Here is a 23989-nt window from a genome sequence, read left to right as displayed (position 1 = left end):
TGCTCCTGGAGGTCATCGACGCACGCGGAAAGGACGATGGAAGCGCCCGGCGGCTACAGGCCCTTCTTGTCCAGCTTGTCCAGGGCCGCGGTCGCCTTGTCGCGGCAGACGGCGTCGCCCTGGTGGATGCAGATCGCGCGCAGCAGCTTGATCTCGCTGGCCGACGCCTTCCCGTTCCAGACCTTCGGCTCGAGCGCCCGCCGCTGCGCGGGGTACGAGCTCGAGTCGAGGGCGGAGCTCGCCGGCGCGGCGCCCGAGGCCGAGGGCGCGGGCGCCGAGGCCGAGAGCGTGGGCGCAGGCGCAGGCGTGGGCGCGGGTTGCTGCGGCAGCCAGGACGCCGGCGAGCCGACGTGCGCCGGCACCGGCTCCGGCTCGGGCGGCGCCTCGGGGTCGACCTGCCGCCGCATCTCGGCCACCCGCGCGCGGAGCGCCGTCGGGACGCCCGTCGTCTTCGCGATCTCGTTGAGCAGCGCGAGCTTCTCCGCCTTCGTCCCGGCCTGCTCGACCTGCCGGAACATCCCCTCCGCCCAGCGCTCCTCGATCTCCTTGAAGCGCGGCGTCTCCCGGACCGGCGACGTCTCGGCGATCTCCTGCAGCTTCCGGTGCGCGGCGTCGATGTTCCCCGAGAGGAGGTGCTCCTGCGCCGCGTCGAGGATCTGCGCGTCGTTGCCCGCCAGCGCCGGCGCCGCGGGCCTCACGTCCGGCTCGGGCGTCGTCGACCCGTGCGACCGGGCGCGCGTGGCCACGATCACGGCGATGACGACGATCAAGGCGACCGCGAGCAGGAGCCCCATCGCTTTGCTCGCCCCGCCGAGCGAGCGGGACGACTGCGCGGAAGGGGCCACGCTCCCGTAGGCGCCCGGCGCGACGCCAGGCCCGCCGTCCGGCCCCGCGCGAAAGATCTTGCCTGCAGCGACGAAGCGGAGGCGGACGTCGCCGAGCTCGAGCGCGTCGCCCGCCTCGAGAAGGCCCCGCTTGAGCTCGACGCCGTTGATGCGCACGCCGTTCGCGCTCTGCTTGTCGACGACCTCGTAGCGACCGCTGCCGAGGCTGATGAGCTCGGCGTGCAGGCGGCTCACGGAGCTGTGGTTGATCGAGATGGTCGCGTCCTCGGAGCGCCCGATCGTGAAGCGCTCGCCGTCGAGCGGGAACTCCGCGCCGGGGGTCGGGCCGACGACCATGACCAGCCGGTTCGGGCGGGTGTGCAGCGGCATGTGCGCCGTGCTGCGGCTGCCCGGCGGCGGCGTCGGGCTCGTCACGGCGGACGAGAGCGCCTCATCGACGATCTCGATGCGGTAGTCGCCGAGCTGCACGAGGTCGCCGTGGCGCAGGTGCTGCTCGCCGTTGACGCGCCCGCCGTTGACGTACGTGCCGTTGTAGCTGTCGAGATCCCGGATGAGCCAGCCCTGGCCGTTCTTGGCCAGCGTGGCGTGGGTGCGCGAGACGTTGCGATCGGTCAGCCGGATCGAGTTCGACTCTCCGCGTCCGAGCGCGTACTCCTCATGGGCGAGGGGGAGCCCCGTCTGTTTCCCCTCGTCATCCTCGATCGTCAGCTTCCACATAGCGGGTTCGGGGTACTCAGGCGGGGCCAGGCTCGCCCCGCGAGCCCCTGTGGATCCGTGGCAACCACCGCTCGCCGTACGAGCCTCCTCAGCGAGGCGGGACTACTTTAGCGAGTCCGCCTCCGGGAAGGCAATGACGGCGCGCCGGCCCACGGCGGGCGGCCGGGACCGCGCCGTCGCCGGCGCCGAAATCCACGAGCGTTCCTCGGACCTTCGCGCGCGCAGGGGGCATGCGCGCGGCTCCGAGGCGCGCGCAGGGGCCACGCGCGCAGCAAGCACCGGGCGGGCCAGGCAGGCCGCCCGCCCGCGCGGCGAGCCCGGAAGGACTGGCCGGCCTTCTGGCGGGCGGAGCTAGTGGCCGCCGCCCACGGGCCGGAACGGATGGAGGAACGCCGAGAGCGCCCCCGGGTTCCGGGTCTGCAGCCAGAGCCTCCCGTGCCCGCGGAACTCGCAGACGAGCCCCTCGCCGGACAGGAACAGACCCTTCAGCCCGGCCAGCTTGCGCACCTGATACCTCAGGCCCTCGGTGAACGCGAGCAGATGGGTGTTGTCGCAGAGATATCCCTCGTGCTGGCGGCCGACGTCGATCGCGTGGATACCGCCGTAGCTCGAGAACCAGATCAGCCCTTCGCCGTACGCCCGGAGCAGCGACAGGCCGCCGGCGAAGAAGCCCTTGGCCCCCTGCCACTTCGCGTCGAGCGTGATGCCCGGCGTGGAGGCGAGATAGGCGCCCGACTGGAGGAACACCTCCATGCCCGAGCGCAGCACGAGGCGCTCGATCGAGCCCTCGGGGGCCGGCGCGAGCCGCATCGACTGCATGGGCGCCGTCGCCGTGAAGGTGTCCTGGAAGAGGCTCTCTCCGGCCGTCATCCTGCGCTTGAGCGCGCTGGCGAGCCCGCCCTGCAGGCTGGTCTTCACGTCGATGGCCGGGTCGCGCGCGACCATCGCGCCGCTCTCCGCGACGATCTGCTCGCCGGCGTGCTCGAAGGTCACGTGGAGCACGCCGAACTCGGGGTTGCCTCGGATCTCGTCGCGCACGCCGTCCCCCGATCCCTAGGGCTGCCGCGGGGCGAGCCGCGCGCCGATCGCCGCGCCGTACCTGCCGGCGTTGCGCGACTGGACCCACAGGCTGCCGTTCCCCTCGACGTGGCAGACGAGGCCCTCGCCCGAGAGCCACGTGCCGTGCCACGTCGACGTGTTCTTGCCGATCCGGCAGGCGAGCGTCGACTCCCACGCTGCGATGTGCCCCGTGTCGATGACGACGTGGCCTCTCACCTCGAGCTCCTCGAGCGCGCCGAACGCGCCGATGATCATCTGACCCTGCCCCGCCGTCTCCAGCGCGAAGAGCCCCGCCCCCGAGAAGAAGCCGCGCAGGCCGGAAGAGCGCGTCCTCACGTCGACATCGGGGCTGGACGCGACATAGGCGCTGCTCTGGACGCACCATTGCCTGTCACCCACCTCCAGCACGGCCATGTCCCCGGACAGCGGTGTCGCGAACAGCACCTCTCCGCGCCCGCCCTCCGCGGCGAACGCGTTCCTGTAGAAGGACTCTCCGGCCAGCATCCGCTTCAAGCCCGACATGAGGCCGCCCGACTGCGTCTCCACGCGCACGTTCGTCGACATGCCCACGAGCGCGCCGCTCTCCGCGAACACGCGCTCGCCCGGGTCGAGCCAGCACTGCGCGAGGGCCTGGGAGGGACGGTAGAGGAGATTCACCTGCATCGGACGTCTCCGCCGCTCCCTCAGGGCGGGAGCAGCGGCGCGAGCCACCCCACGAGCGCGCCGGCGCTGCGCGACTGGATCAGCACGCGGCCGCGGCCCGAGAGCTCGCACACCATGCCTTCGCCAGAGACCATGAGGCCCGTGAGCCCGCCGCCAGGGCTCCTGATCTTGAGCGCCAGCGACGCGTCGAACCCCACGAGGTGCCCGCTGTCCACGACGAGCGACCCGTCGCAGGGGAGCTCCTCGATCGCCCCGTAGCTCGTGATCCAGAGATCCCCGACGCCGGAGGCCTCGATGAAGAAGACGCCCTCCCGCGCGAGGATGGCGCGCAGCCCACCCCAGCGCACCTTGACGTCGACGTCGCCCGCGCTCGCGAGGTACGAGCCCGCGCTGAAGAGCAGCGTCTCTCCCTGGAGGCGGACGTGCTTGATGCCGCCGCTGAGCGGCGGGGCGAGCCACACCCACCCGCCCTCCGGCGCCTCGATCCAGCTCACGAAGAACGTCTCGCCCCCCGCGAGCTTCCGGAGCAGCGCGACGAGGAACGCCTTGAGCCGCCCGAGGAGCCCGGCCCCGCGGCCCGCGTTGAGCCGGACCTCCGTCCGCAGGCTCGGCGACCGCGCGACCATCGCACCCGCCTCCGCGAGCAGCGCCTCGCCCGGATCGAGGCTCACCTCCAGCAGCGAGGACGACGGCTCATGCTTGGTGCGATGCTGCATTCATCCACCCGCGGAGCGCATACATATAACGGAGCGACGCCAGGAGCGGAAGCGGGAAGAAGGTATGTCGAGGTGAGCGGGACTCGGCGAATTTCATGTTTTCTGTCCGGTGGTTCGCTCGCGCTGACTTCTGCCCTTCAGCGTGGGTAGACTGAGCGGGTGAGCGACAGGCGATTTACGGCCTCCGAGCCGACGCCCCGCACCGAGCCGCGCAGCGAGCCGAGCCATGGGTCTGGCTTCGTCGCGGCGCCTCAGCGCATCGCCGGGCGCTACGAGATCCTCGGCCTGCTCGGCACCGGCGGCATGGGCAGCGTGTACCGCGTCCGCGACGTGGAGCTCGACGAGATCGTCGCCCTCAAGATGCTCCGCCGTGATCTCGCCGACTCCGCCGGCATGCTCGAGCGCTTCCGGCAAGAGGTGAAGCTCGCGCGCCGCGTCACGCACAGGAACGTGGCGCGGACGTTCGACTTCGGCGACCACGACGGCGAGAAGTTCCTCACGATGGAGTGCGTCGAGGGCGAGTCGCTGCACAGCGTCCTCGCGCGGACGGGCCCGATGCCGTCGCAGCAGGCCATCGGCATCGGCTGCTCGCTCTGCGACGGGCTCGGCGCCGCGCACGCGGCGGGCATCGTGCACCGCGACCTCAAGCCCGAGAACGTGCTCATCGACAGGAACGGGCGCGTCGTCATCACCGATTTCGGCATCGCGCGCACCTCGTCCGGGCCGAGCGCCGGCGAATCGCAGGGCTTCGTGCTCGGCTCTCCCGCGTACATGTCGCCGGAGCAGCTGACCGGCGAGCCTGATCTCGACGCGCGCACCGACATCTACGCGCTCGGCATGATCCTCTTCGAGTGCCTCACCCACCGCCGCGCGTGGCCGGGCGCCGGCGCGATCGCGGCCGCCATGTCCAGGCTGAAGTCCCCGCCGCCCGACCCGCGCTCCGTCCGTCCGGACGTGCCGCTCGCCGTCGCGGACGTCGTCCTGAGGTGCATGGCGATACGCCGGGAGGATCGCTACGCCAGCGCGGCCGAGGCCCACCGCGCGCTCCTGCTCGCGCGCTCGCGCGTGTCGATCGCCCCGCAGCCGGCGCAGTCGCTCGTGTCCGCCATCGCCGCGTCCGCCGCCACGGCCGCGCCGACGGCGCCGCAGCCGATCGAGCAGAACCCGACCCGGGTCGCCGCGGCGCCGGTCGAGGAGGTCACGGCGCCGCAGCGTCGCCTCAACTCGCCCACGCTGGCGGCGCCCGTGCCCACGCCCGCGCCGACGCCGACGTCGTCGCTGAAGACGGTCGCCGTGCTCCCGTTCCGCAACGTCGGCGCGCCGGACGACGAGTACCTCGCCGACGGCTTCACCGAGGACCTCACCGACACCCTGTCGATGACCGCCGGCCTCAAGGTCCGGCCGCGCGCCGCGGTCTCGCGGGTGCGGCTCGACGGCCGCGATCCCAGGGATGTCGGCCGCGAGCTCGGCGTGCAGGTCGTCGTCGAGGGGTCGATCCGCCGCACCGGCGGCGGCGGCGGCTACGGGCCGGACGGGCCGCGCTCGCAGCCCGCCGCGCCGTACTCGCGGCCGGGGTCGCGCATGCCGCCTGGCGGCGTGCGCGTGACCGTGCGTGTCATCGGCGTCGAGGACGGGTTTCAGCTCTGGGCGAAGCGGTTCGACAGCTCACCCGAGGCGCTGCTCACGGTGAGCGACGACGCGGCGGGCGCGATCGCCGCGGCGCTGACCGTCGACGCCGCGAGCCGCGAGCGCGAGTCGCCGAGCGACCCGCGCGCGATCGACCTCTACCTGCGCGCGCGCCACCAGATGCGTCGCCTCTGGTACGGGGACGCGGCGCCGGCCGTGGCGCTCTTCGAGGAGGCGCTGTCGTTCTCCCCGAACGATCCGAACATCCTGTCCGGTTACGCGATCGCCTTCGCGCGGCTGATGGGCGCGCGGGGCGAAGGCGCGGCGCAGTTCGCGAAGGCGCAGCAGGCCGCCGAGCGCGCGATCGCGCTGGCCCCCGCGCTCGGCGAGCCGTGGGTGGCCCTCGCCACGGTCCGCTTCAGCGCGGGCGATCCGGTCGGCGCCGTCCCGGCGCTGCGCAAGGCGCTCCAGTGCGCGCCGAGCCTGGCCAAGGCGCACGAGCTGCTCGGCCGCATCCTCCTCGAGGCGGGGCTCGTCGACGAGGCGATGTTCCGTCTCGACACGGCGCTGGCGCTCGATCCGAGCGAGCCGTTCCCGCGCTGGGAGCTGGCGCGTGGCCGCGCGCTGCTCGGCGACTGGCCTGCGGCCAGCGTGCTGCTCGACCTGCCGGCGGAGGACCCGTCGAGCCGCTTTCACAAGGCGGTGATGCGCGCGCGCTTCGGGCTGTGGCGAGGTGCCGCGTTCTCCATCGACGACCTGCCGCTCGCGATGGAGACCATCCCGATCCAGTACGCGCGCATCTACCGTGACGTGCTCGCGACGTCGCGGCTCTCGGACGAGCAGCGGGCGTTCCTGAGCGCGAAGGCGGACAGCTCCGAGCCGGGCAGCCGGCTGCGCCCGCTCTTCTTCCAGATGTACGCCGAGATCCTCGCCTTCCTCGGCGAGGACGACGCGCTCTTCCGCGTGCTCGCCGGCGCGGTGGACGCGGGGCTCTTCGACGCCTTCTGGATGCAGCGCTGCGCTGTGCTCGACGGCGCGCGCGCGGACGCGCGCTTCGCCCCGCTCCGCGCGCGCGTCGAGGAGCGGGCCGCGGCGATCATCGCCGCGTTCCGGGGCTGAGCGCCGATCGGCTGGGAAGCCGAGAGATCAACGCAAAGGCGCAAAGGCGCAAAAAAGAGATCTTCTCGTTGCGCCTTTGCGTCTTCGCGCCTTTGCGTTGAATTCTCGCGCCTTCTTCGCCTTTTCGATCCGTTTGTCGATCGAGAGGCGCAGGCCGCCGGCGCCGCGCTCAGCTCCTGCGCGCGTTCTTGGCCGCCTTGGAGACGGCGGGCATCAGCAGGTCGCCCTCCACGTGGCCGGAGACGTCCAGGATGGTGCGCCCCTCCGCGTCGCGCCCGGGGCGCTCCCGCGTGTAGCGCTCGGCGGGCGCGGCGAGCACCACGCCGAGGTCGCGCGCGGCGCCGGTGAGCTCGACGGAGAGCGCCTCCTCGACGAGGCGGGCCCGCTCGCTGCTCGACGAGCCGGCGGGGATGGCGACGGCCACCGAGCCCGCGACGACCCCGCCCTTCGCGAGCAGCCCGTGCGGCGAGCCGGTCGTCTGCGCGAGCTTCAGCGCGACGCGCGCCGCCTCGCAGCGGTCGCGCGCGGCGGCGAGCGACGCCGCGCCGCGGCGGAGGATCTCGCGCGCGTCCTCCGCTGGGACGCCGCGGTACTCCTCGGCGAGCTCCGCGTTCTCCTCCCTGATCCGCGTCACCTCGGCCTCGGCGGCCGCGACGTCGGCCTCGTACTGGGACAGATCGATCGAGCTCATGGCGTGTCGTCACCCTCGGTTCGTGAACAGCAGGCTCCCTGCGAGCAGCGCCCCGGCCGCAGCGGCGCCGTAGAGGCAATAGCGCGCGAGCGCCGCCTGGCCAGCCAGGTACAGCTGCAGCCCCGCGAAGCCCGCGGCGATCGCGAGCGCCGCGTAGATGAGCTGGCGCACCCCCGTATAGACGAGCGACGCGGCCTGGGCGAGGCCGCGGATCTTCACCTCGGCCTCGCCGCGGTTGGCGCGCGTGAGGTACTTGCGCAGATCGTCCGGGATCGTCAGCGCCTTGATCCCCATGTCCTTCGCCGCCTCGAGGGCGATCTGGGCCCAGTCGCGGCTGCCGAGGACGAAGTCCTGCAGGTAGGGGCGCACGACGTCCATCGGGTTCAGGTCCGGATCGAGCTGCGTGCAGACGCCGGTCAAGAGGAGGAGGGTGCGCTCGAGCAGCACGAAGTCGCGCGGCACGTGGAACGCGCCGGAGAGCTCCTTCAGCCCGATGTTCATGCGCCGGAGGTCGATCAGGCTCTCGATGCCCTTCTGCGGGTCGAGCTTGATGTCCTTCAGGTTGAACGACTCGAGCTTCACCTCGTCCTGGAAGCGCTGGTGGAAGAACTCGACGACCTTCTCGCTGACGTCGACGGCGTCCCGCCGCGAGAAGAAGCGCATCTTGCGCAGCGCCTTGATGATCCCCTCCGTGTCGCGGCGGATCACCGCCTCGAGGAACTCGGGGATGCCCTCGCGCATCTCCTGGGAGAGCTCGGCGACCGCGCCGAAGTCGAGCAGGATGAGCTCCCCGCCCGGCCCGACCAGCATGTTCCCCGGGTGCGGATCCGCGTGGTAGATGCCGTCGATGAAGATCTGCTGGCAGAAGACCTGCACGATCTGCCGCGCGAGCGCCTTGCGATCGACGCCGTGCGCGTCGAGCGCCGCGACGTCGCCGACCTTGATGCCCTCGACGAACGTCGTCGTCATCACCCGGCGCGTGCAGTAGGCCTCGATGGGCCGGGGGAACCGGACCTGCGGCTGCTTCGCGAAGTTGTCGGCGATGCGCACGATGTTCCTGGCCTCGCGCACGAAGTCGAGCTCCTCCAGGATCATCGAGCGGATCTGGTGGTGGTAGGCGTCGAGCCCCTGCACGGGCACGAACTGCGCGACGATCGCCATGATGCGGCGGATGGTGCGCAGGTCGAGGCGGACGATCTCGTCGATGTCGCGGTGCTGCACCTTCACGGCCACGCGCGTGCCGTCCATGAGCCACGCCTCGTGCACCTGGCCGAGCGACGCGCTCGCGAGCGGCTCCCTGTGGAAGCGGGCGAAGACCTCGCCGATGGGGCGCCCGAGCTCCTCGGCGATGCGCGCCTCGATCTCCTCGTAGGGGCGCGGCGGCACCTGGTCCTGCAGCCCCTCGAGCCCCGCGCGCAGCGTCGCGGGGAGGAAGTTCGCCATGATGCTGAGCATCTGGCCGACCTTGATGAAGAGGCCCTGGAGCTCGACGATCGTGCGCTCGATGCGGCGGGCGTTCCTCGCGTGGACCTCGTCCACGCGGTTGTTCGCCCACGTCTCCCCGAAGAGGCGGCGGAGGAAGAAGAACCAGAGGTAGCTCGCGAGGACGGTGAACGTCGTCAGGTACGCGCGGATGAAGCGGCCGCTCTGCGCGGCGTTCTGGCGGAGCGAGCTCGGCGTCGCGGCGGGGGTCTGCGCGCGCCGCGGCGCCCTGGCGGACCCGGGCGGCGGCGCGTGGTCCGCGTCGGGAGGCCTCGGCGCACCGTCCGCATCGTGCTCGCGCTGGATCACGCCGGGGTGCGGCTCGCCGGGCGCGCGCGGCGGCTCTGCGGGCGAGCGAACCAGCCCGGAGGACGGGCCCAGCTCTTCGGGGACGGCGCCGTGTGACACCGCGGCAGCCTAGCATCGCTCCGCGCCGGCCCGCGAAAACGCGGGAGCGATGCGGCGCGCCATCCGTCCTCGCGTCATCGCGCCCGCGCCATGGCCTCTGCGATCGCGTCATAGACGGCGGGCCGCGCGCGACGGATCGCGTCGGAGGCGCGCGTCGGGTGGACGCGGTTCGTGAGCAGCACGCCGACGAGCTCCGCTTCCGGATCGATCCACAGGCTCGTCCCGGTGAAGCCGAGGTGGCCGAAGGTCTGCGGGCCGAAGTGCGCGCCGGAGCTCGGCCTCTCGCCGCTCCTGCCGTCGAACCCCGCGCGCAGCGACCCGCCCGGGCGCGGCGCGATCAGCCGCCGGACCTCGTCGCGCGAGAGCCACTCCGGGCGCTCGCCCGCGAGCGCCTCGAGCAGCGCGACCCCGAGCCGCGCCACGGACATGGCGTCGCCGAAGAGGCCCGCGTGCCCGGCCATCCCGTCGCGCGCGATCGTCCACGCGTTGTCGTCGTGCACCGCGCCGCGGATCATGCCCCCGCGGAACGCGACGTCCTCGGTGGGGACGACCCGCTCGTCGAACCGCGGATCGCGCCGCCGGAGCGCGCGGACCGGCGCGACCGCGAGCCCGAGGGGGCCCGTCACCTCCCGCGCGACGACCTCGTCGAGCTCGGCCTCGCCGCGCCGCGCGACCGCTGCGCCGAGCAGCAGGTACCCGAGGTCGCTGTACACCGGCGGGAACCCGCCGGCGGGCGGATCGCCCTCGCACTCCGCGCGGCGCCCGTTCGCGCAGGCGAGCAGCGCGCCGAGGGGATCGATCGGCGCGTCGACGCCGGGCGGATGGAGCGGCCGGTGCGCCTCGAGCCCGGCGCGGTGGGCGGCGAGGAGCTCGAGCGGCACGCGCGCCGACCGCGTGCCGGCGAGCTCTGGCAGCACCCGCCCGAGCGGCTCGTCGAACCTCACCTTGCCGGCGCGGGCGAGCCGGGCGAACGCGAGCGCGGTGAACGGCTTCGTCACGGACGCCAGATCGAAGATCGCGTCGCCCGTCGCCGCGGCCGGCGTCGCGCCGCGGGCGCCTGCCGGCGGGCTGTGTTCCAGCCACAAGCGTCCCGCGGCGCCCGCTCCGTACCGGACGTTGTCTCGCGTGCGCACGGCTGCTGCGACGCACGCGCACGGCGCGGCGCGGTGCGCTTCGATCGCGAGCGCTGCGATCGGCGTGAGATCGACGGGGGTCATGGCCGAGGATGAGGAGGGCAGGGCGCCCGTGTCAAACGAGCTCTGGCGTCCGGCCGGATGACTCGGCGGACGAGCCGGAAGACGCGTGGACAATCGCGACGCGCTCCCCGAAAAACCGAGCCGCACGGCCGGTCCTGCTTCAGGATCTCCCCGTGGCTTCTCCCGGGGGCACCGAAACACGCGCGGCCGTTGCGCCGCTCGCCGCGCTCGCGGCGAGGTACGACGATCGCCGGCCCGATCGCTGGGAGCCGGTTCCCGAGCGGCTCGACGCGGCCATCGCGTGCGACGTCGAGCTCGCCGAGGCCGGGCGCGTCGCGCGGGCGCCGCTCGTGGCGGAGCTCGCGCGCCGCTTCGAGTTCCTCGCCCACTACCTGGACGCGATCCTCCTCGTGCCGCGCGAGCGCTTCGTCCTGCCGGAGGATCTCGCCGCGTCCGCGGACGACACCCCGCTTCCGCTCGACCGCGCGGGGCACGCGACCGTGAGCGCGCCGCACGCGTACCTGCTCACGTACAGCCTGCTCGATCTCGGCCCGGGCGATCGCCTGCTCGAGCTCGGCACGGGCACCGGCTACGGGGCTGCGCTCGCGCGGCGCATCGTCGGCCCGACCGGGCACGTCGCCTCGATCGAGATCGACCCCGTGCTGCACGCGCGCGCGGTCCGTCTGCTCGGCGCGCGGCCGGATCGCCAGGAGGGCGACGAGGCGCTCGCGGCCAGCGCCGCCGGCCCGTCCGACGAGGGCGCGGGCGTCACGCTGCTGTGCGGCGACGGGCGCTCGCTCGCCGAGCGCGTGCTAGCGCGCTGGCCGACCTCGTCATCGGAGCGGCCCTGGAAGGTCGCGGTGACCTACGCGCTGACCGAGCCTCCCACGGCGCTCGAGGCGCAGCTGAGCGACGGGGGTGTCCTTGTCGCGCCGGTCGGCGCGTGGGAGGGCCACCAGGAGCTCGTGCGCGTCGAGCGCCGTCAGGGCGCGCTCCTCCGCGAGGTGCACGGCGCGGTCCGCTACGTGGCGGAGCGCGGGCGCGGGTAGGCTGCTCGTTGGGCGATGCCGGGAAGCGCGTCCGCCGGCGGTGTACCAGCCCGCGTCCGCCGCTGCATCGCGCGCAGGTGTTCGCTCGACGGCCGTCGGAGGCTGGTCATGCGCGCCGTAGGGCTTCCTGGTTCACGGCGACGCGCCGGAGCGGCGCAGGGTAGGCTCCTGTACCCGGCCCCGATCTCGGGTTAACGAGAGAGCGGCGATGCTGACGGAAGCAAACTTCAAGAATTTCAAGCTGCTTCGAGACGTGAGGCTGCCTCTCGGTCGGCTCAACGTGCTGGTCGGCGCGAACGCCGTGGGCAAGAGCACCGTGCTGGAGGGGATGCACCGCCTGCTCCAGCTTGCCGCCGTGAAGCCCGGGTCCGCGCCCCTCCGTCCGGGGTCGTTCTTCTGGGGCGAACGCGTGGTGGAAGACCTGGTCGCGAAGCCGGACGCCACCGAGCTCGAGCTGGAGGCCGTCCTGGAGGACGGCAGACGGTTCCGTCTTCGCGCAGGGGCTGCGAAGGAGGAGCCGGGACCTGAGTGGTTCCACCTGTGGTTCGGCAGGGAAGGGCAGGAGACGGAGCTCTCTCTGCCCAGCGACGATCAGGAGGAAGAACGGCTCTTCTTTCGAGGCCCCCGCGAGGCGAAGCTCGGATCGGTCGTCCGGCTCAAGCTGCACGCCGAGACGCTCGCCGCGGAGCACTACTCTGAAGAGGAGATCCCGGCCGTCGGACACGACGGTGAGGGTCTGGCTTCCGTGCTGCAGTACCTGCAGGGGCTGCGTGACGGAACCCTGGAGGTGATCGAACGGGATCTGGCGACGATCGTCCCCGGCGCCCGGCGTATCCGCGCGCTCCCTGCTCGCGTCCGGCGCCGGGAGAAGCAACGGATATCCGTGGGTGGCCAGGACTTCTGGGCCGATCAGTCGCGCGAGGTCACTGGCGCCCGCTTCGAGGTCGAGTGGGAAGGGCTGGGGTGGGTGCCGGCCGGTCAGCTCTCCGAGGGGACGCTGCTTGCCCTCGGCCTGATCACGGTCATGCGCTTCGACGCACCGCGCCTCGTCCTGCTCGACGATCTGGACAAGGCGCTTCACCCGGTCGCGCAGCGCAAGCTCGTCGCGCACCTCCGTGGCATCCTCGACGCGACGCCTCACCTGCAGATCGTGGCGACGAGCCACTCGCCGTTCCTCCTCGATGAGCTCCGCGTGCAGGAGGTCATGGTCATGAGCTGCGGAGCGCGGGGCTCGGGGCTGCGCCGGCTCGACGAGCACCCGACATCCCAGAAGCGGGGCGCCTATCTTCGCCCGGGTGAGTTGTGGAGCCTCGTCGGCGAGGGATGGGTGAGCGAGGGGCGAGAGTGAGCGCTCTCGGCATCGGTATCGCCGCCGAGAGCGTCGGCGATACGCGGATCATCCAGAAGCTCGTCGACCGCATGCTCATCGACCGCATCGCGTGGGTGAAAGAGACCGTCGAGGCGTGTCAAGGCTCGATGACGGATCCCCTTTCACCGTGCCGGAGCTGGCAGGGGGTGGAGGGCTTCGGCTGGCTCGATCTCCACGGCGCGTGGAAGCGCGCTCGGGAGCGCGGCCTCCGCATCTATGGTTCCTTCGAAGGAGAGCGGGCCGAGGAAGACGCGCAAATGCACCGAGCCGCGCTCCTGCTCTTCGCGGAGGAGGTCGAGCCCCCCGTAGCCGTGGTGATCGCGCGTGACATGGACGGCAGGGCGGAGCGCGCCGAGGGCTTCGCCCAGGCGGTAGCGGCTGGGAGCTGGCCGTTCGATGTCGTCCTCGGTGCCCTTCCAGAGCCCGAGATCGAAGCCTGGTTGGTTGCGGCGTGGGTCCCCGAGGACGACTCGGAACGCCAGCGCCTTGATGCTCTCCGCCGTGAGCTCCATTTCGACCCCTGCGTGCAGCCCGAGCGACTCACCTCGAAGAGCGAAGCGGACCGCAAGGATGCCAAGCGGGTCCTCGCGGTGCTGACGACCACGGGGCGAGATGCGGACGCGCGTTGGGCCGACGTGCTCGTTGAGCGCCTCGAAGCGAGCGGCGCGGCGTGTGGCCTCGCACGCTTCGTGCGCGAGGTGAGGGAGCATCTCGTGCCGCTCGTGGAGCGCGGCGAAGCCTCGGCGTCCGGCCAGTGGTGACCCACCCGGACCGGCCGCCACGCCCTCCGGACAAGCCGCTACGCCCTCCGGACAAGGAGATCCATCTCACGATCCCGCGCCGGCGACCTGTGCCGTCCGGGTGGATCTGTCCCACGTCCGTGTGACCCACCCCCTGTCCAGATGGCCCATGATCCTGTCCAGATGGCACACCCTCATGTCCTGATGACCCACCCCCCCTGTCCAGATGGCACACCCTCATGTCCTGATGACCCACCCCCCTGTCCAGATGGCACACCCTCGTGTCCGTGTGTGAGCCGCGGCGATCCGGGCTCATGGCTCAGGGCCACCCGCTCTGATGGAAGCGCGAGGGCTGGATCGAGGTGAGCGCCGGCGGGGGTCTCCGCGCGGCGGGGGCGGGTGGGCGCTCGGCGAGCACCGACCGAGGTGCCATCCGGTCTCAGGAGGCGCGGCGTCTCAGGCGCGCCTTGTGTGGCGCGCGACGAAACGTTCCAGGTGGCATGGCCCGAAGGGAGACATGCCGGGCGGTGTTCTCAGCGCAAGTTCTCCCGCTCCGGTCTTGGCGGATGGCCGAGCGCCCGCCCGCCCCCGCCGCGCGGAGACCCCCGCCGGCGCGTGCTGCTCGGCGCGGCGCCCTCTCTCTCTTCTCTTTCTCCCCTCCCTTCCCCGTCGCGTCGCCCCGCCCACCGGATCAGAGAACGCCCCACCGTCTTTGACCCTGGACCGCCTGGAACTTTATCCTGGCCTCCCCGAGGCGGGGCCGCCCCGGCGCGTCGGCTCGCCCGTCGTGGACCAGGGAGAAGACCGGGAGCACTATGGCGGAGTTCGTTTGGGAGGCGCGCGGCCGCACCGGAGAGATCCGGAAGGGCACCATGGAGGCCGAGAACGAGGCGGCGGTGCAGAACCGCCTCCGCGCTCAGCAGCTCAACCCCACCCGGGTCAAGAAGAAGGGGGCGCAGTTCCGCCTCAACCTGACCTTCGGCTCGGGCGTCGAGGCGAAGGACCTCGTCAAGTTCATCCGCCAGTTCGCGACGATGATCGACGCGGGCCTCCCGCTGGTCCAGTGCCTCGAGATCCTCTCGAACCAGGAGCCGAACAAGGTCTTCCAGGCGGCGCTGAAGGACATCAAGAACACGGTCGAGCAGGGCGCCACGTTCAGCGACGCGCTCCGGCGCCACCCGAAGATCTTCGATGACCTGTTCGTCAACCTCGTCCAGGCCGGCGAGGTGGGCGGCATCCTCGACAGCATCCTGAACCGGCTCGCGATCTACATCGAGAAGCGCGTGAAGCTCGCGCGCCAGGTGCGGGGCGCGCTCGCGTACCCGATCGCCGTCATCGTGATCATGGTCGTCGTCATGATCGTGCTGATGTCGTTCGTCATCCCGTCGTTCGAGACGATGTTCGCGGAGTTCGGCGCGAAGGACGCGCTCCCGCAGCTCACGAAGATCGTCATCGCGGTCTCGAAGACGTTCGTCACCTACCTCCCGCTCATCGTCGTCCTGACCGCGGCCGCGGCCTTCGGCGCGACCTACTTCTATCGCTCGCCGGCCGGCAAGCGGATGGTGCACCGCCTCATCCTCAGGCTCCCCATCATCGGCCCGGTCATGCAGAAGATCGCCGTGGCGCGGTTCTCGCGCACGCTCGGCACGCTGCTCGGCTCCGGCGTGCCGATCCTCGACGCGCTCGACATCGTCGCGAAGACGGCCGGCAACGTCGTCGTGGAGGAGGGCCTCATGTACTCCCGCCAGAAGATCTCCGAAGGGAAGAACATGGCCGAGCCGCTCGGCGAGATGAACGTCTTCCCCGGCATGGTCGTGCAGATGGTCGCGGTCGGCGAGCAGACCGGCGCCCTCGACACCATGCTCAACAAGATCGCCGACTTCTATGAAGAGGAGGTCGACGTCGCCGTCGCCGCGCTGACGTCGCTGCTCGAGCCGCTCCTCATGGTCATCGTCGGCGGCATGGTGGGCGTCGTGCTCATCTCGATGTACCTGCCGATCTTCGATCTCGCCGGCAAGATCAAGGCGGAGTGATGTCGCCCGCGGCCTCCCCGGCGAGCCAGGGCGGCGAGGCCGGGGCGCCGCGAGATCACGCCGAGGCCGGGCCGTCGCGCGACGCCCGCCTCTCGACGCCGTCGATGCTGCTCCCGTCCGGCGCTCCCGCCGGCGCCGAGGCGCCGCTCGCGAGCCGGCTCACCTGGCTCATCGCGCTGCGCCTCGCGGTGCTCACGGTCTTCCTCGTCGTGACCGCGGCGGTGTACCTCGGCGGCTTCACCCCCGGGAGCTTCTCCAGCAACGTCGCGCTGGTCACGGTCGCCACCGCGTACGGCGTCTCCGGCATCTACGCCGTGTTCCTGCGCATGAACCGCGCCCTCCGGGCGATCGCGCGGGCGCAGCTCGTGACCGATCAGATCACCTGGACCGCGCTCGTGTACATCACCGGCGGGGCCTCGAGCGGCGCGACGTCGCTCTACGGCCTCACCTGCCTGACCGGGGCGATCCTCCTCGGGCTCCCCGGCGCCATCGTCGCCGCGGCGTCGGGGGCGGCGGCGTACCTCGTCCTGTGCGCGACGCTCGGGCTGCACCTCGTCGGGGTGCCGCCGGACCAGCCCGCCGGGGCGTACGCGACGCAGTGGGGCGAGCTCCGGTACCCCATGTTCGTCAACCTGCTCGCGATCGTGGTGGTCACGCTGCTCGCGAGCTACCTGGCGGAGCGGCTGCGCGCGACGGGCGGCCGGCTCGTGCAGGCCACCGCGCGGGCGGAGCAGGCCGAGCGGCTCGCGGCGCTGGGCCGCCTCGCCGCGGGGCTGGCCCACGAGATCAGGAACCCGCTCGGCTCGATCGCGGGATCCATCGAGCTCCTCCGCACGGGCGGCACGCTCTCCGACGAGGACCGCAAGCTCTGCGAGATCATCGAGCGCGAGACCGCGCGCCTCAACGACCTCGTGGGCGACATGCTCGATCTGTCGCGCCCGCGGGTGCCCACGCTCGAGGGCGTGGACCTCTCGGCGACGGCGCGCGACGTCGTCGTGCTCGCGGGGCGCTCGGGCCGCGGCGTCGACGTCGAGGTCCGCTTCGATGGGCCGTCGTCCGCGCCCGTGACCGCCGACGCAGCCCAGATGCGCCAGGTCGTCTGGAACCTCGTGCGGAACGCGATCCAGGCGAGCTCCGCGGGCGCCGTCGTGACCGTGCGCCTCTGGCGCGACGCGAGCGCGTGGCTCCTGGAGATCCGCGACCAGGGGCGAGGCATCCCCGCGGGCGCCCGCGATCGCCTCTTCGACGCGTTCTTCACGACCCGCACGCACGGCATGGGCATCGGCCTGGCCGTGGTGAAGCGGATCCTCGACGACCACGGCTTCGCGATCGAGGTGGACAGCCGCGAGGGCGAGGGCACCGCGTTCCGGGTGAGGATCCCGGATCGGCCATCCGACGCAGGCCACGCCGAGCGCCTCGCCGTCGCCGCGGAGCTCTCCCCGCGATCGCGCCCGGCGGGCTGACGCGGAGCCCGCCCCACGATCGCGCCCGCTGCATCGTCATCGTCACAGGGGACGCGTGGCGCTCCGTTCACGCCCCGCGCCGCCGCCGCGCGCGGCTTCGCCCGAGCGCCCAGCCGGGAGATCGCGGCCGAGCCCGCCTCCGCGCGTGAATAGGCCGCCGAGGCCGTCGTCTGCCCCTGGGAAGCGGGCCAGTGCAGGCGGATTGCTGTCTCTTTTCGCGGTGTTCATGGAGAGCAGGGATGCGACGTCGCCGGGCCACCGGGGCCTGCGTCCGACCTGGCAGGCCGTTTGCCATGCCGTTTGCCGAAGGACAGGGTGAGCAGTAGAAGCGTCCCGAGGCGCGCTCGCGGCCCGCAGGCACAGAAGGAGAACCATACGTGACACGCAGGATGAACCATCTCTTCGCGGCGGCGTTCTCGCTGCTCGCGCTCACGCTCGGCCCGGTGGGCCTCGCCAGCGCCGGGCCGGCGACGGACGTCGTCAAGGCCAGGCAGACGGCCCTGTTCGACCTCCTGAAGAAGGGGGGGGTCGAGAACCAGAAGAAGGTGGGCGCGGTCTTCGACGAGATGCTCGATTACTCGGCGCTGGCGGAGGCCTCGCTGGGCAGCGAGTGGGCCGCGCGGACCGACGCCGAGAAGAAGCAGTTCAGCGAGCTCCTCAAGCAGCTCGTGCGCAAGGCCTACGAGCGCAACCTGAAGAAGACGCTCGACTTCAACGTCGAGTACGTCGGCGAGACCGACAGCAACGGCGTCATGACGGTCAAGACCAAGGCCGTCTCCAAGAAGGACGCGCGCGAGGAGCCGGTCGAGATCGCCTTCAAGCTCTCCCAGAAGGGGGGCGCCTGGCTCGTGCAGGACATCGTCACCGAGGGCGTCAGCCTGGTGGGGAGCTACCGCGCCCAGTTCACGAAGATCATCAAGAAGGATGGGTTCCCGGCGCTCATCCAGAAAATGAAGGACAAGCTCGCCAAGGGCGACGTCTGACCCGCCCCGGCGCGCCTCGTCCGGCGCGATCGCCGTGAACTCGCCTGAAATGCCGCCGGGTTGATACCCTTGGCGGGTATGGCTGCTGGACAGAGGCGCGGCCGGTCGGCGCGCGCGCTGGGCCTTGCGCCGTCGATCCGCGCGCTCGCGCCCGGCGGCGGCGCGGCCCCGCGCCCGCCCGACGACCGCCCTGTCCTCCGGCTCGCCGTCAGCAAGGGCGCGCTCGCCATCGAGCTCGGGGAGCCGTTCGCGCTCGGACCGCTCCGCGTCACCGAGCTCGTGGTGCGGCTCGCCGGGATCCGGTTCCCCGTCGATCTCTCCGGCGGCGTGGCGCGCTTCCGGCACCGGCGCGGCCAGCTCGTCCGGCTCTCCGTCGAGGCGCAGGGGACCGAGCTCGCCGGCTGGGCCGCGCCGCGGCTCCGCGGCCTCCTCGGCGACGGCGCGCCGCAGCTCATCATCGCGCCCATCGAGGACGGCGCGCTGGTCGCGCTGCGATCCGGCGAGGCGGCGCTCGCGTTCGACGTCGCCGTGGCACCGGCGGAGCGCGCGCTCAGGCTCCTGCCGGAGCGCGCCCGCGGCATCGGCCTCGCCGCCCCGCCGCACGCGCTCGCGCTCCAGGCGCTGTCGATGATGGCGGGCGCGCACGGGCGCCTCGTCGAGGGCGCGATCGTTCTGGACGCCGCGGTCGAGCGGATCGTCCGCCTGCTCCTGCCCGCGGCGGGCGCGAGGGCGCCCGCGGTGGAGGGGGCGCAGTGGGCCGTGGTCAGCGCGGAGGCCGGCCGCTTCCGCGCCGAGGGCGCGCTGGGCGCGGCGCCTCCCGCGCTTGGCGACCGCGCGCTCAGGGCGCTCGAGGTGGCCGAGCTCGCAGGCGCCGCCGACGAGCTCGCGTCCGCGGGCGGGCTCGACGAGGCGCGCCGCGCCTACCTCGCCGCGCTGGAGCGCGCCCCGCGGCACCCCGAGATCTCCTCGCGCCTCGCCTGGCTCGACCTCGTGATCGGCGAGCGCGCCGAGGGGGCGCTGTCGACCGTCGTCGACGCCATGCCCGCCGTGGACGCCGGCCTCCTCGGCGGCGCGCTCCTCGAGGCGGTCGGCGATCGCGACGGCGCGTTCTCCGCGCTCGCCCGCGCCGCGCACGCCGAGCCTTACGGCCCGCTCGCCGCGCTCGCGTGGCTGCGCGCGGCGGCGCTCGCGGACGCGGTCGACGTGCGCCTCGACGCGCTGAACCTCGGCGTCGCGCGCGCGCCCGGGATCGAGGCGCTGCGGTGGGCGCGGCTCGACGCGCGGCTCGACGTCGCGGACGTGCGCGGCGCGCTCGCGGACGCCGAGCACCTCGAGGCCTCCGCGCGCGGCGCCGAGGCGCGCCACGCCGTGTCTCGCAGGGCCGCGGAGGCGTTCCTCGCGCGGGGCGACGTCGCCGACGCGCGGGTGCTCTTCGAGCGGGCGCTCCGCTACGCGCCGGAGAGCCCCGACGTGGTCGCGGGCCTGGCGCGCTCGCTGCGGGCCGCCGGGGAGGGGAGGCGCGCGCTCGACCTCCTCGCCCGGGCGCGCGCCCTCGCCGCGCGCAGCGGCGCGCCCGCGTGCGCGCTCGACCTGGAGCTCGGCCGCGGCCTCGCGGAGATTGCGGGGGATCTGCCGGCGGCGATCGCGCGCGTGCGGGGCGTCCCGCCCGGCGTGCCGGAGGCGCTGGAGGCGCGGCTGCTCGAGGGCCGCTGGTGCGCCGGGCTCGGCGATCTCGGCGGAGCGTCGGTCGCGCTCGGGCGGCTGCGCGACGCGGTGGAGCTCGCCCTCCAGGGCCGCGCCGACGACGCGGGCCCCGCTCGCGCGAGGGGAGCGCCGTTCGGCGACGGCGCCGCCGCCGTCGCGGCCCTGCTCGCCGAGGCCGCCGAGATCGAGGAGCGATCCCGGGGGGATCTCCTCGCGGCGCAGCGCCACCTGGGCCTCGCGCTGCGCCTCCGGCCGCGCGATCCGGGCATCACCGCCGCGTTCCGCCGCGTCTCCGGCGAGATCGCGCGGCCGATCGCGCCTGCCCCGGCGGCGCCCCCTGTCCCGGTCGAGCGGCCCCGCGCGGCCGAGCAGCGGATCGAGGTCCACGTCGCCGCACCGCGCCGGCGCACGCTCCCGCCCGAGCCCGTGGTGGTCGCCCCGGCGCCGAACAAGCCTCCCCCTGGCCCCCGCGCGCCGGCCGCCCCGCCCAAGGCCGCGCCGGTCGACCCCGGGATCATCGACGAGATGCCCACGCTCGATGGCACCGACACGTCGACCGACCTGACGGCGCCCATCCCCAGCAGCGTCACGCTGGCGGAGGGGCAGGTGCCGCTGGCCCGCGCGTTCGGCGTCGACGACGAGCTCCTGGCCGAGCGGCTCGCCGATCGGCTCCGCGCAGATCCCGCCGATCAGGCGGTGGCGATGGCGCTCGCCGATGCGCTCGAGCGGCTCGGTCGCGACCTCGATCTCCTCGCCCTGCTCTCGGCGCGGATGGAGGAGGGGGACGACGCCGTCCGCCAGGAGGTCGCGCCGCGGCGGCGCAGCGTGCTCGCGCGGCTCGCCGTGAGGGCGCGGGCCGAGGGGCGCGCCTCGGAGGCGGAGCTCTACGAGATGCTGCTCCAGAGCGAGCTCGCCTGATCGCTCCCTCGCGGCCCGCGCCCTCGCGGCGAGCCGCGCGCTTGGCCCGCGCGCCGCGCCCGTGATAGCCCGAGCTCTTGCGCAGCGCGCGCAGCGCTTGGAGGTGCAGCATGGCCGAGCAGCCGTCGAACCGCGCCCAGCAGGAGGGCTCGCCGTGCGAGCCGGGCGCCCCGCCCGCGAGGGCGGGCCGTCCGATCATCGTGCAGAAGTACGGCGGCTCATCGGTCGCCGACGTCGACAGGATCGGCAAGGTCGCCGAGCGCGTCGTCGCCGCGAAGCGCGCCGGCAACGACGTCGTCGTCGTGGTCAGCGCGATGGGCAAGACCACCGACGGCCTGCTCGCGCTCGCCCGGCAGGCGGCGAGCGCGGCCGCGGATCCTCCCCGGCGCGAGCTCGACATGCTGCTCTCGACCGGCGAGCGCGTCTCGATGGCGCTCCTCTCGATCGCCATCCAGGCGCGGGGCTTCGAGGCGATCTCGTTCACGGGCTCCCAGTCCGGCATCCTCACGAACGATCGCCATTTCGACGCGCGGATCATCGAGGTCCGCCCGTTCCGCATCGAGGACGAGCTCGCCCGCGGCCGCATCGTGATCGTGGCCGGCTACCAGGGGATGAGCTACCGCCGCGAGATCACGACGCTCGGCCGCGGGGGCTCCGACACGACGGCCGTGGCGCTCGCGGCGGCGCTCAGCGCCGAGCGCTGCGAGATCTACAGCGACGTCGACGGCGTGTACTCGGCCGACCCGCGGGTCGTCCCGGACGCCCGCCACCTGCCCGAGCTCGACTGCGCGGTCCTCCAGGAGATGGCCGAGTGCGGCGCGAAGGTCGTCTGCGCCCAGGCGGTCGAGTGGGCGCGGCGCTCCGGCGTGGCCCTGTACGCGCGGTCGACCTTCGATACCGGCCCCGGCGCGCGGGAGACGGTGGTGCGCCGGTTCGCGCCGGGCTCGGCGCCGAAGGCGCTCGCGGCGCGCGCGATCGTCGCCGAGGGCAACGTCGTCCTCGCGCGGGCTCACGGCGGGCTCCGGCTCGACGAGGTCCTCCGCGCGGCGGGCGAGCTCGGGCTGGGCTTCCGGGATCTCTCCTTCGGTCACGGCGGCGGCGCGCTCGTGATCCCGCTCCTCAACGTACCCGAGTGGCAGGGGGCCAGGCGAAAGCTCGCCGCGCTGCTGCCGTCGCTCGAGCTCGTCGAGGGGCTCGCGGCGGTCAGCGTCGTCGGCGACGGGCTCTCCGCGACGGCGGAGCCGCTCGCGCGCTTCGTCGAGGTCCTCGGGCGCGCCGGCATCGCGCCTCGGTTCACGGTCGCGGGCCCCCTGCGCCTCGGCGCCCTCGTCGACGCCGCGGACGCCGCGGCCGCGCAGCGCCTGCTGCACGCGTCGTTCGTCGGCGGCTGAGCGCGCCGCCGGCGCTCGGCGAGCGACGTGCGAGCGCGGCGGGTCGACGCTCGGCGAGCGACGCCTGAGCGCGGCGAGCCGGCGCTCGTGTGGCCGCTCGTGAGGCGGAGGACGACCGTCAGTGCTTTCTCTGTCGCGTGAGCGCGACGAGCCCCGCCCAGCACGCGACCCACACGATCTCGCGCGACGCGTCCCAGGCGATCGCCGCAGGTCCGATCGACGCGGCCTCCTCCTCGGGGGCGCCGGGGGGCGTCGCCCCGAGCTCGGCGACGAGCGTCGGGGCGGCGTTCGACGGCACGTGGACGAGCTGCGCCCGGCGCTCGCCCTCGCGGGCGACGAGCGCGAGCAGCGGCGAGGCCTTGTGGTCGCCCGCGAAGGCGAGGGCGACGACCACCGCGAGCCCCTCCAGCACGCGGAACGTCTCGCCGCCGTCGCGCGACACGCAGAGGAGCCCGGCGCCGGAGATCGCGATCGAGCGACCGCCGGCCGCCGCTGCGAGCCGGCAGTCGTCGGCCTCGGCCGCGCGCCGCGCCGCCCCGGACAGCGGCACGACCGGCGAGCCTTCGTCGTCGCCGCGGAGCCGCTCGAGCTGCGGTCCCTCGGCCGCGCTCGTGAGCGCCACGATCACCCCCTCGCTCGCGCTCATCCGGAGCACGCCGTCCCGCAGCGCGGGCCCGGGCGTCAGGGAGAGCGCGCCCTTCGACGGCGTCGGCGCGCCGTCGCGGCGGGGCGAGCCCGTGGCCGCGGAGCCGGTCTCCGGCGGCGGGACGACCGCGCCGGCCGCGGGCGACCACAGCGTCTTGCCGGCCAGCACCCACAAGCGCCCCGGCGTCGTCGCGAGCGTCACCGGCGCGCCGCCCGAGCCCCACGCGCCGAGCGGGCTCGCGCTCTTCCCCCGGTCGTCGCTCCGCAGCAGGTTGCCGCGGCGCGTGGCGATGAGGATCGCGCTGTCCGACAAAGCGATGGAAGACGCCGACGTGTCGATGCCGGCGCGGCGCGCGGACAGCGCCCCCGCGTCGATGACGAGCACGGTCCCGCGATCGGCGCCCGCCCGCTCCGCGCGGCGCGGGCGGCCTCCCGATCGCGCGGCGGGCTCGCTCGTCAGCCCGGGCTCTGCGCCGGCGCTGCCCGCGACGACGTAGCCGCCGGTCACCGCGAGCGTGCTGCACGGGACGGCGGCGCCCGCGTCCTCGACGACGACCCAGGGCAGCGCATCCCAGACGGGGGCCTGGTCGTCCGGGAGATCGGGCAGCTCTGCGAGCAGATCTTCGCCCTCGTAGGCGCCGTCCTGGTCCGCGTCGAGCGCCGGCAGCTGCCCCTCGTCCACGTCGTCCGCCGGGTCCTCTCCCGTCCCTTCCGCGCCGCCGTCGTCGCCGTGCGCCCCGCCGTGATCGTCGAGATCGTCCTGCTCGGCGTCGCTCTGCTCGACGGCCTCATCGGACAGCCACGAGCCCGCGTCGGCGTCCGCGATCCCCTCGTGGAGCGCCCCGACATCGACGCCTTCTTCCGCGGGCTCGTCCTCCCCGGTCCCGCTGTCGTCCAGGGCGAGCTCGACGCCGATCTCGAGGTCGCTCGCGTTCGTGTCGTCGAGCCCCTGCTCCGCGTCGTCGAGCGTCTGCAGGAGGTCGTCGAAGCCCTCGTCGCCCCCTTCTTCCTCGTCGTGCCCGAGCGGCGGCAGGTCGACGAGCTTGTTGTCGTTCTCGTCGTGCTCGTCGTGCTCGCGCTCGTCGTCGTCGACGGCGGTCTTCGGCTGCGGCGCCGGGCACGTCTCGCGGCGCTCCTCCATTCGCTCGCTGCAGGCTCGTGAGGCTGACATC

General features: G+C 73.4%; 17 protein-coding genes. 9 read left to right on the top strand and 8 right to left on the bottom strand.

The window, feature by feature from the left end; all coding sequences use genetic code 11:
• Positions 1-53: 53 nt before the first annotated feature.
• From WMF29_RS33660 to WMF29_RS33645, 4 genes are all read right to left on the bottom strand, one after another.
• A complete protein-coding gene (locus WMF29_RS33660) occupies positions 54-1562 on the bottom strand; it encodes an FHA domain-containing protein (protein ID WP_437324211.1) in 1509 nt (502 codons plus the stop codon).
• A 351-nt stretch (positions 1563-1913) separates the two neighbouring features.
• Positions 1914-2600, bottom strand: a complete 687-nt coding sequence (locus WMF29_RS33655; protein ID WP_437324210.1) for a TIGR00266 family protein — start codon at positions 2598-2600, stop codon at positions 1914-1916.
• A gap of 15 nt (positions 2601-2615) precedes the next feature.
• Positions 2616-3284 (bottom strand): TIGR00266 family protein, encoded by a 669-nt coding sequence (locus WMF29_RS33650; protein WP_437324209.1) that lies wholly within the window; start codon positions 3282-3284, stop codon positions 2616-2618.
• Between the two features lie 20 nt (positions 3285-3304).
• Positions 3305-4000: a TIGR00266 family protein gene (locus WMF29_RS33645; RefSeq protein ID WP_437324208.1), complete on the bottom strand. Its 696-nt coding sequence runs from the start codon at positions 3998-4000 to the stop codon at positions 3305-3307.
• Positions 4001-4159: 159 nt separating this feature from the next.
• Between WMF29_RS33645 and WMF29_RS33640 the strand changes: the two genes are divergently transcribed.
• Positions 4160-6745, top strand: coding sequence for a protein kinase domain-containing protein (locus WMF29_RS33640; protein WP_437324207.1), 2586 nt, complete (start codon positions 4160-4162; stop codon positions 6743-6745).
• A gap of 169 nt (positions 6746-6914) precedes the next feature.
• Here the strand turns inward: WMF29_RS33640 and WMF29_RS33635 are convergent, their stop codons facing one another.
• From WMF29_RS33635 to WMF29_RS33625, 3 genes are all read right to left on the bottom strand, one after another.
• Complete coding sequence (locus tag WMF29_RS33635; protein WP_437324206.1) at positions 6915-7436, bottom strand: hypothetical protein; 522 nt, start codon at positions 7434-7436, stop codon at positions 6915-6917.
• Between the two features lie 9 nt (positions 7437-7445).
• Positions 7446-9326, bottom strand: coding sequence for an AarF/UbiB family protein (locus WMF29_RS33630; RefSeq protein WP_437324205.1), 1881 nt, complete (start codon positions 9324-9326; stop codon positions 7446-7448).
• A 74-nt stretch (positions 9327-9400) separates the two neighbouring features.
• Positions 9401-10543: a serine hydrolase domain-containing protein gene (locus WMF29_RS33625; protein ID WP_437324204.1), complete on the bottom strand. Its 1143-nt coding sequence runs from the start codon at positions 10541-10543 to the stop codon at positions 9401-9403.
• A gap of 152 nt (positions 10544-10695) precedes the next feature.
• On the opposite strand from WMF29_RS33625, the gene WMF29_RS33620 reads away from it, so the two are divergent.
• The 8 genes from WMF29_RS33620 to WMF29_RS33585 all read left to right on the top strand — a co-directional run bounded on the left by WMF29_RS33620 (position 10696) and on the right by WMF29_RS33585 (position 22172).
• Positions 10696-11571 (top strand): protein-L-isoaspartate O-methyltransferase family protein, encoded by an 876-nt coding sequence (locus WMF29_RS33620; protein ID WP_437324203.1) that lies wholly within the window; start codon positions 10696-10698, stop codon positions 11569-11571.
• Between the two features lie 208 nt (positions 11572-11779).
• Complete coding sequence (locus WMF29_RS33615; RefSeq protein WP_437324202.1) at positions 11780-12919, top strand: AAA family ATPase; 1140 nt, start codon at positions 11780-11782, stop codon at positions 12917-12919.
• The gene (locus WMF29_RS33610; protein ID WP_437324201.1) at positions 12916-13701 is read left to right on the top strand and encodes a hypothetical protein; all 786 of its coding nucleotides are present in this window, start codon (positions 12916-12918) and stop codon (positions 13699-13701) included. Before WMF29_RS33615 ends, WMF29_RS33610 begins: the two co-directional genes overlap by 4 nt.
• Before the next feature lie 794 nt (positions 13702-14495).
• Positions 14496-15713: a type II secretion system F family protein gene (locus WMF29_RS33605; protein ID WP_437324200.1), complete on the top strand. Its 1218-nt coding sequence runs from the start codon at positions 14496-14498 to the stop codon at positions 15711-15713.
• Positions 15713-17176 (top strand): sensor histidine kinase, encoded by a 1464-nt coding sequence (locus tag WMF29_RS33600; protein WP_437324199.1) that lies wholly within the window; start codon positions 15713-15715, stop codon positions 17174-17176. Before WMF29_RS33605 ends, WMF29_RS33600 begins: the two co-directional genes overlap by 1 nt.
• Positions 17177-17565: 389 nt before the next feature.
• A complete protein-coding gene (locus WMF29_RS33595; RefSeq protein WP_437324198.1) occupies positions 17566-18159 on the top strand; it encodes an MlaC/ttg2D family ABC transporter substrate-binding protein in 594 nt (197 codons plus the stop codon).
• Between the two features lie 78 nt (positions 18160-18237).
• On the top strand, positions 18238-20781 hold the full coding sequence (locus tag WMF29_RS33590; RefSeq protein WP_437324197.1) for a tetratricopeptide repeat protein: 2544 nt from the start codon (positions 18238-18240) through the stop codon (positions 20779-20781).
• A 110-nt stretch (positions 20782-20891) separates the two neighbouring features.
• Positions 20892-22172 carry an aspartate kinase gene (locus WMF29_RS33585; RefSeq protein ID WP_437324196.1) on the top strand — a complete coding sequence of 427 codons (1281 nt, stop codon included), beginning with the start codon at positions 20892-20894 and terminating at the stop codon, positions 22170-22172.
• A gap of 118 nt (positions 22173-22290) precedes the next feature.
• On the opposite strand, the gene WMF29_RS33580 is transcribed toward WMF29_RS33585, so the two are convergent.
• On the bottom strand, positions 22291-23988 hold the full coding sequence (locus tag WMF29_RS33580; protein WP_437324195.1) for a hypothetical protein: 1698 nt from the start codon (positions 23986-23988) through the stop codon (positions 22291-22293).
• Position 23989 lies beyond the last annotated feature (1 nt).

Source organism: Sorangium sp. So ce381 (assembly GCF_051473845.1).
Taxonomy (GTDB): Bacteria; Myxococcota_A; Polyangia; order Polyangiales; family Polyangiaceae; genus Sorangium; species Sorangium atrum.
Note: the sequence above shows the minus strand (reverse complement) of the source record. Positions and strands in the feature narration are given on the sequence as shown.

Bases quoted from the DNA above. Each gene is read 5' to 3' on its own strand.
- WMF29_RS33660 (WP_437324211.1), bottom strand. From the start codon at position 1,562: ATGTGGAAGCTGACGATCGAGGATGACGAGGGGAAACAGACGGGGCTC.
- WMF29_RS33650 (WP_437324209.1), bottom strand. From the start codon at position 3,284: ATGCAGGTGAATCTCCTCTACCGTCCCTCCCAGGCCCTCGCGCAGTGC.
- WMF29_RS33645 (WP_437324208.1), bottom strand. From the start codon at position 4,000: ATGCAGCATCGCACCAAGCATGAGCCGTCGTCCTCGCTGCTGGAGGTG.
- WMF29_RS33635 (WP_437324206.1), bottom strand. From the start codon at position 7,436: ATGAGCTCGATCGATCTGTCCCAGTACGAGGCCGACGTCGCGGCCGCC.
- WMF29_RS33625 (WP_437324204.1), bottom strand. From the start codon at position 10,543: ATGACCCCCGTCGATCTCACGCCGATCGCAGCGCTCGCGATCGAAGCG.
- WMF29_RS33615 (WP_437324202.1), top strand. From the start codon at position 11,780: ATGCTGACGGAAGCAAACTTCAAGAATTTCAAGCTGCTTCGAGACGTG.
- WMF29_RS33605 (WP_437324200.1), top strand. From the start codon at position 14,496: ATGGCGGAGTTCGTTTGGGAGGCGCGCGGCCGCACCGGAGAGATCCGG.
- WMF29_RS33600 (WP_437324199.1), top strand. From the start codon at position 15,713: ATGTCGCCCGCGGCCTCCCCGGCGAGCCAGGGCGGCGAGGCCGGGGCG.
- WMF29_RS33595 (WP_437324198.1), top strand. From the start codon at position 17,566: ATGAACCATCTCTTCGCGGCGGCGTTCTCGCTGCTCGCGCTCACGCTC.
- WMF29_RS33590 (WP_437324197.1), top strand. From the start codon at position 18,238: ATGGCTGCTGGACAGAGGCGCGGCCGGTCGGCGCGCGCGCTGGGCCTT.
- WMF29_RS33585 (WP_437324196.1), top strand. From the start codon at position 20,892: ATGGCCGAGCAGCCGTCGAACCGCGCCCAGCAGGAGGGCTCGCCGTGC.
- WMF29_RS33580 (WP_437324195.1), bottom strand. From the start codon at position 23,988: ATGTCAGCCTCACGAGCCTGCAGCGAGCGAATGGAGGAGCGCCGCGAG.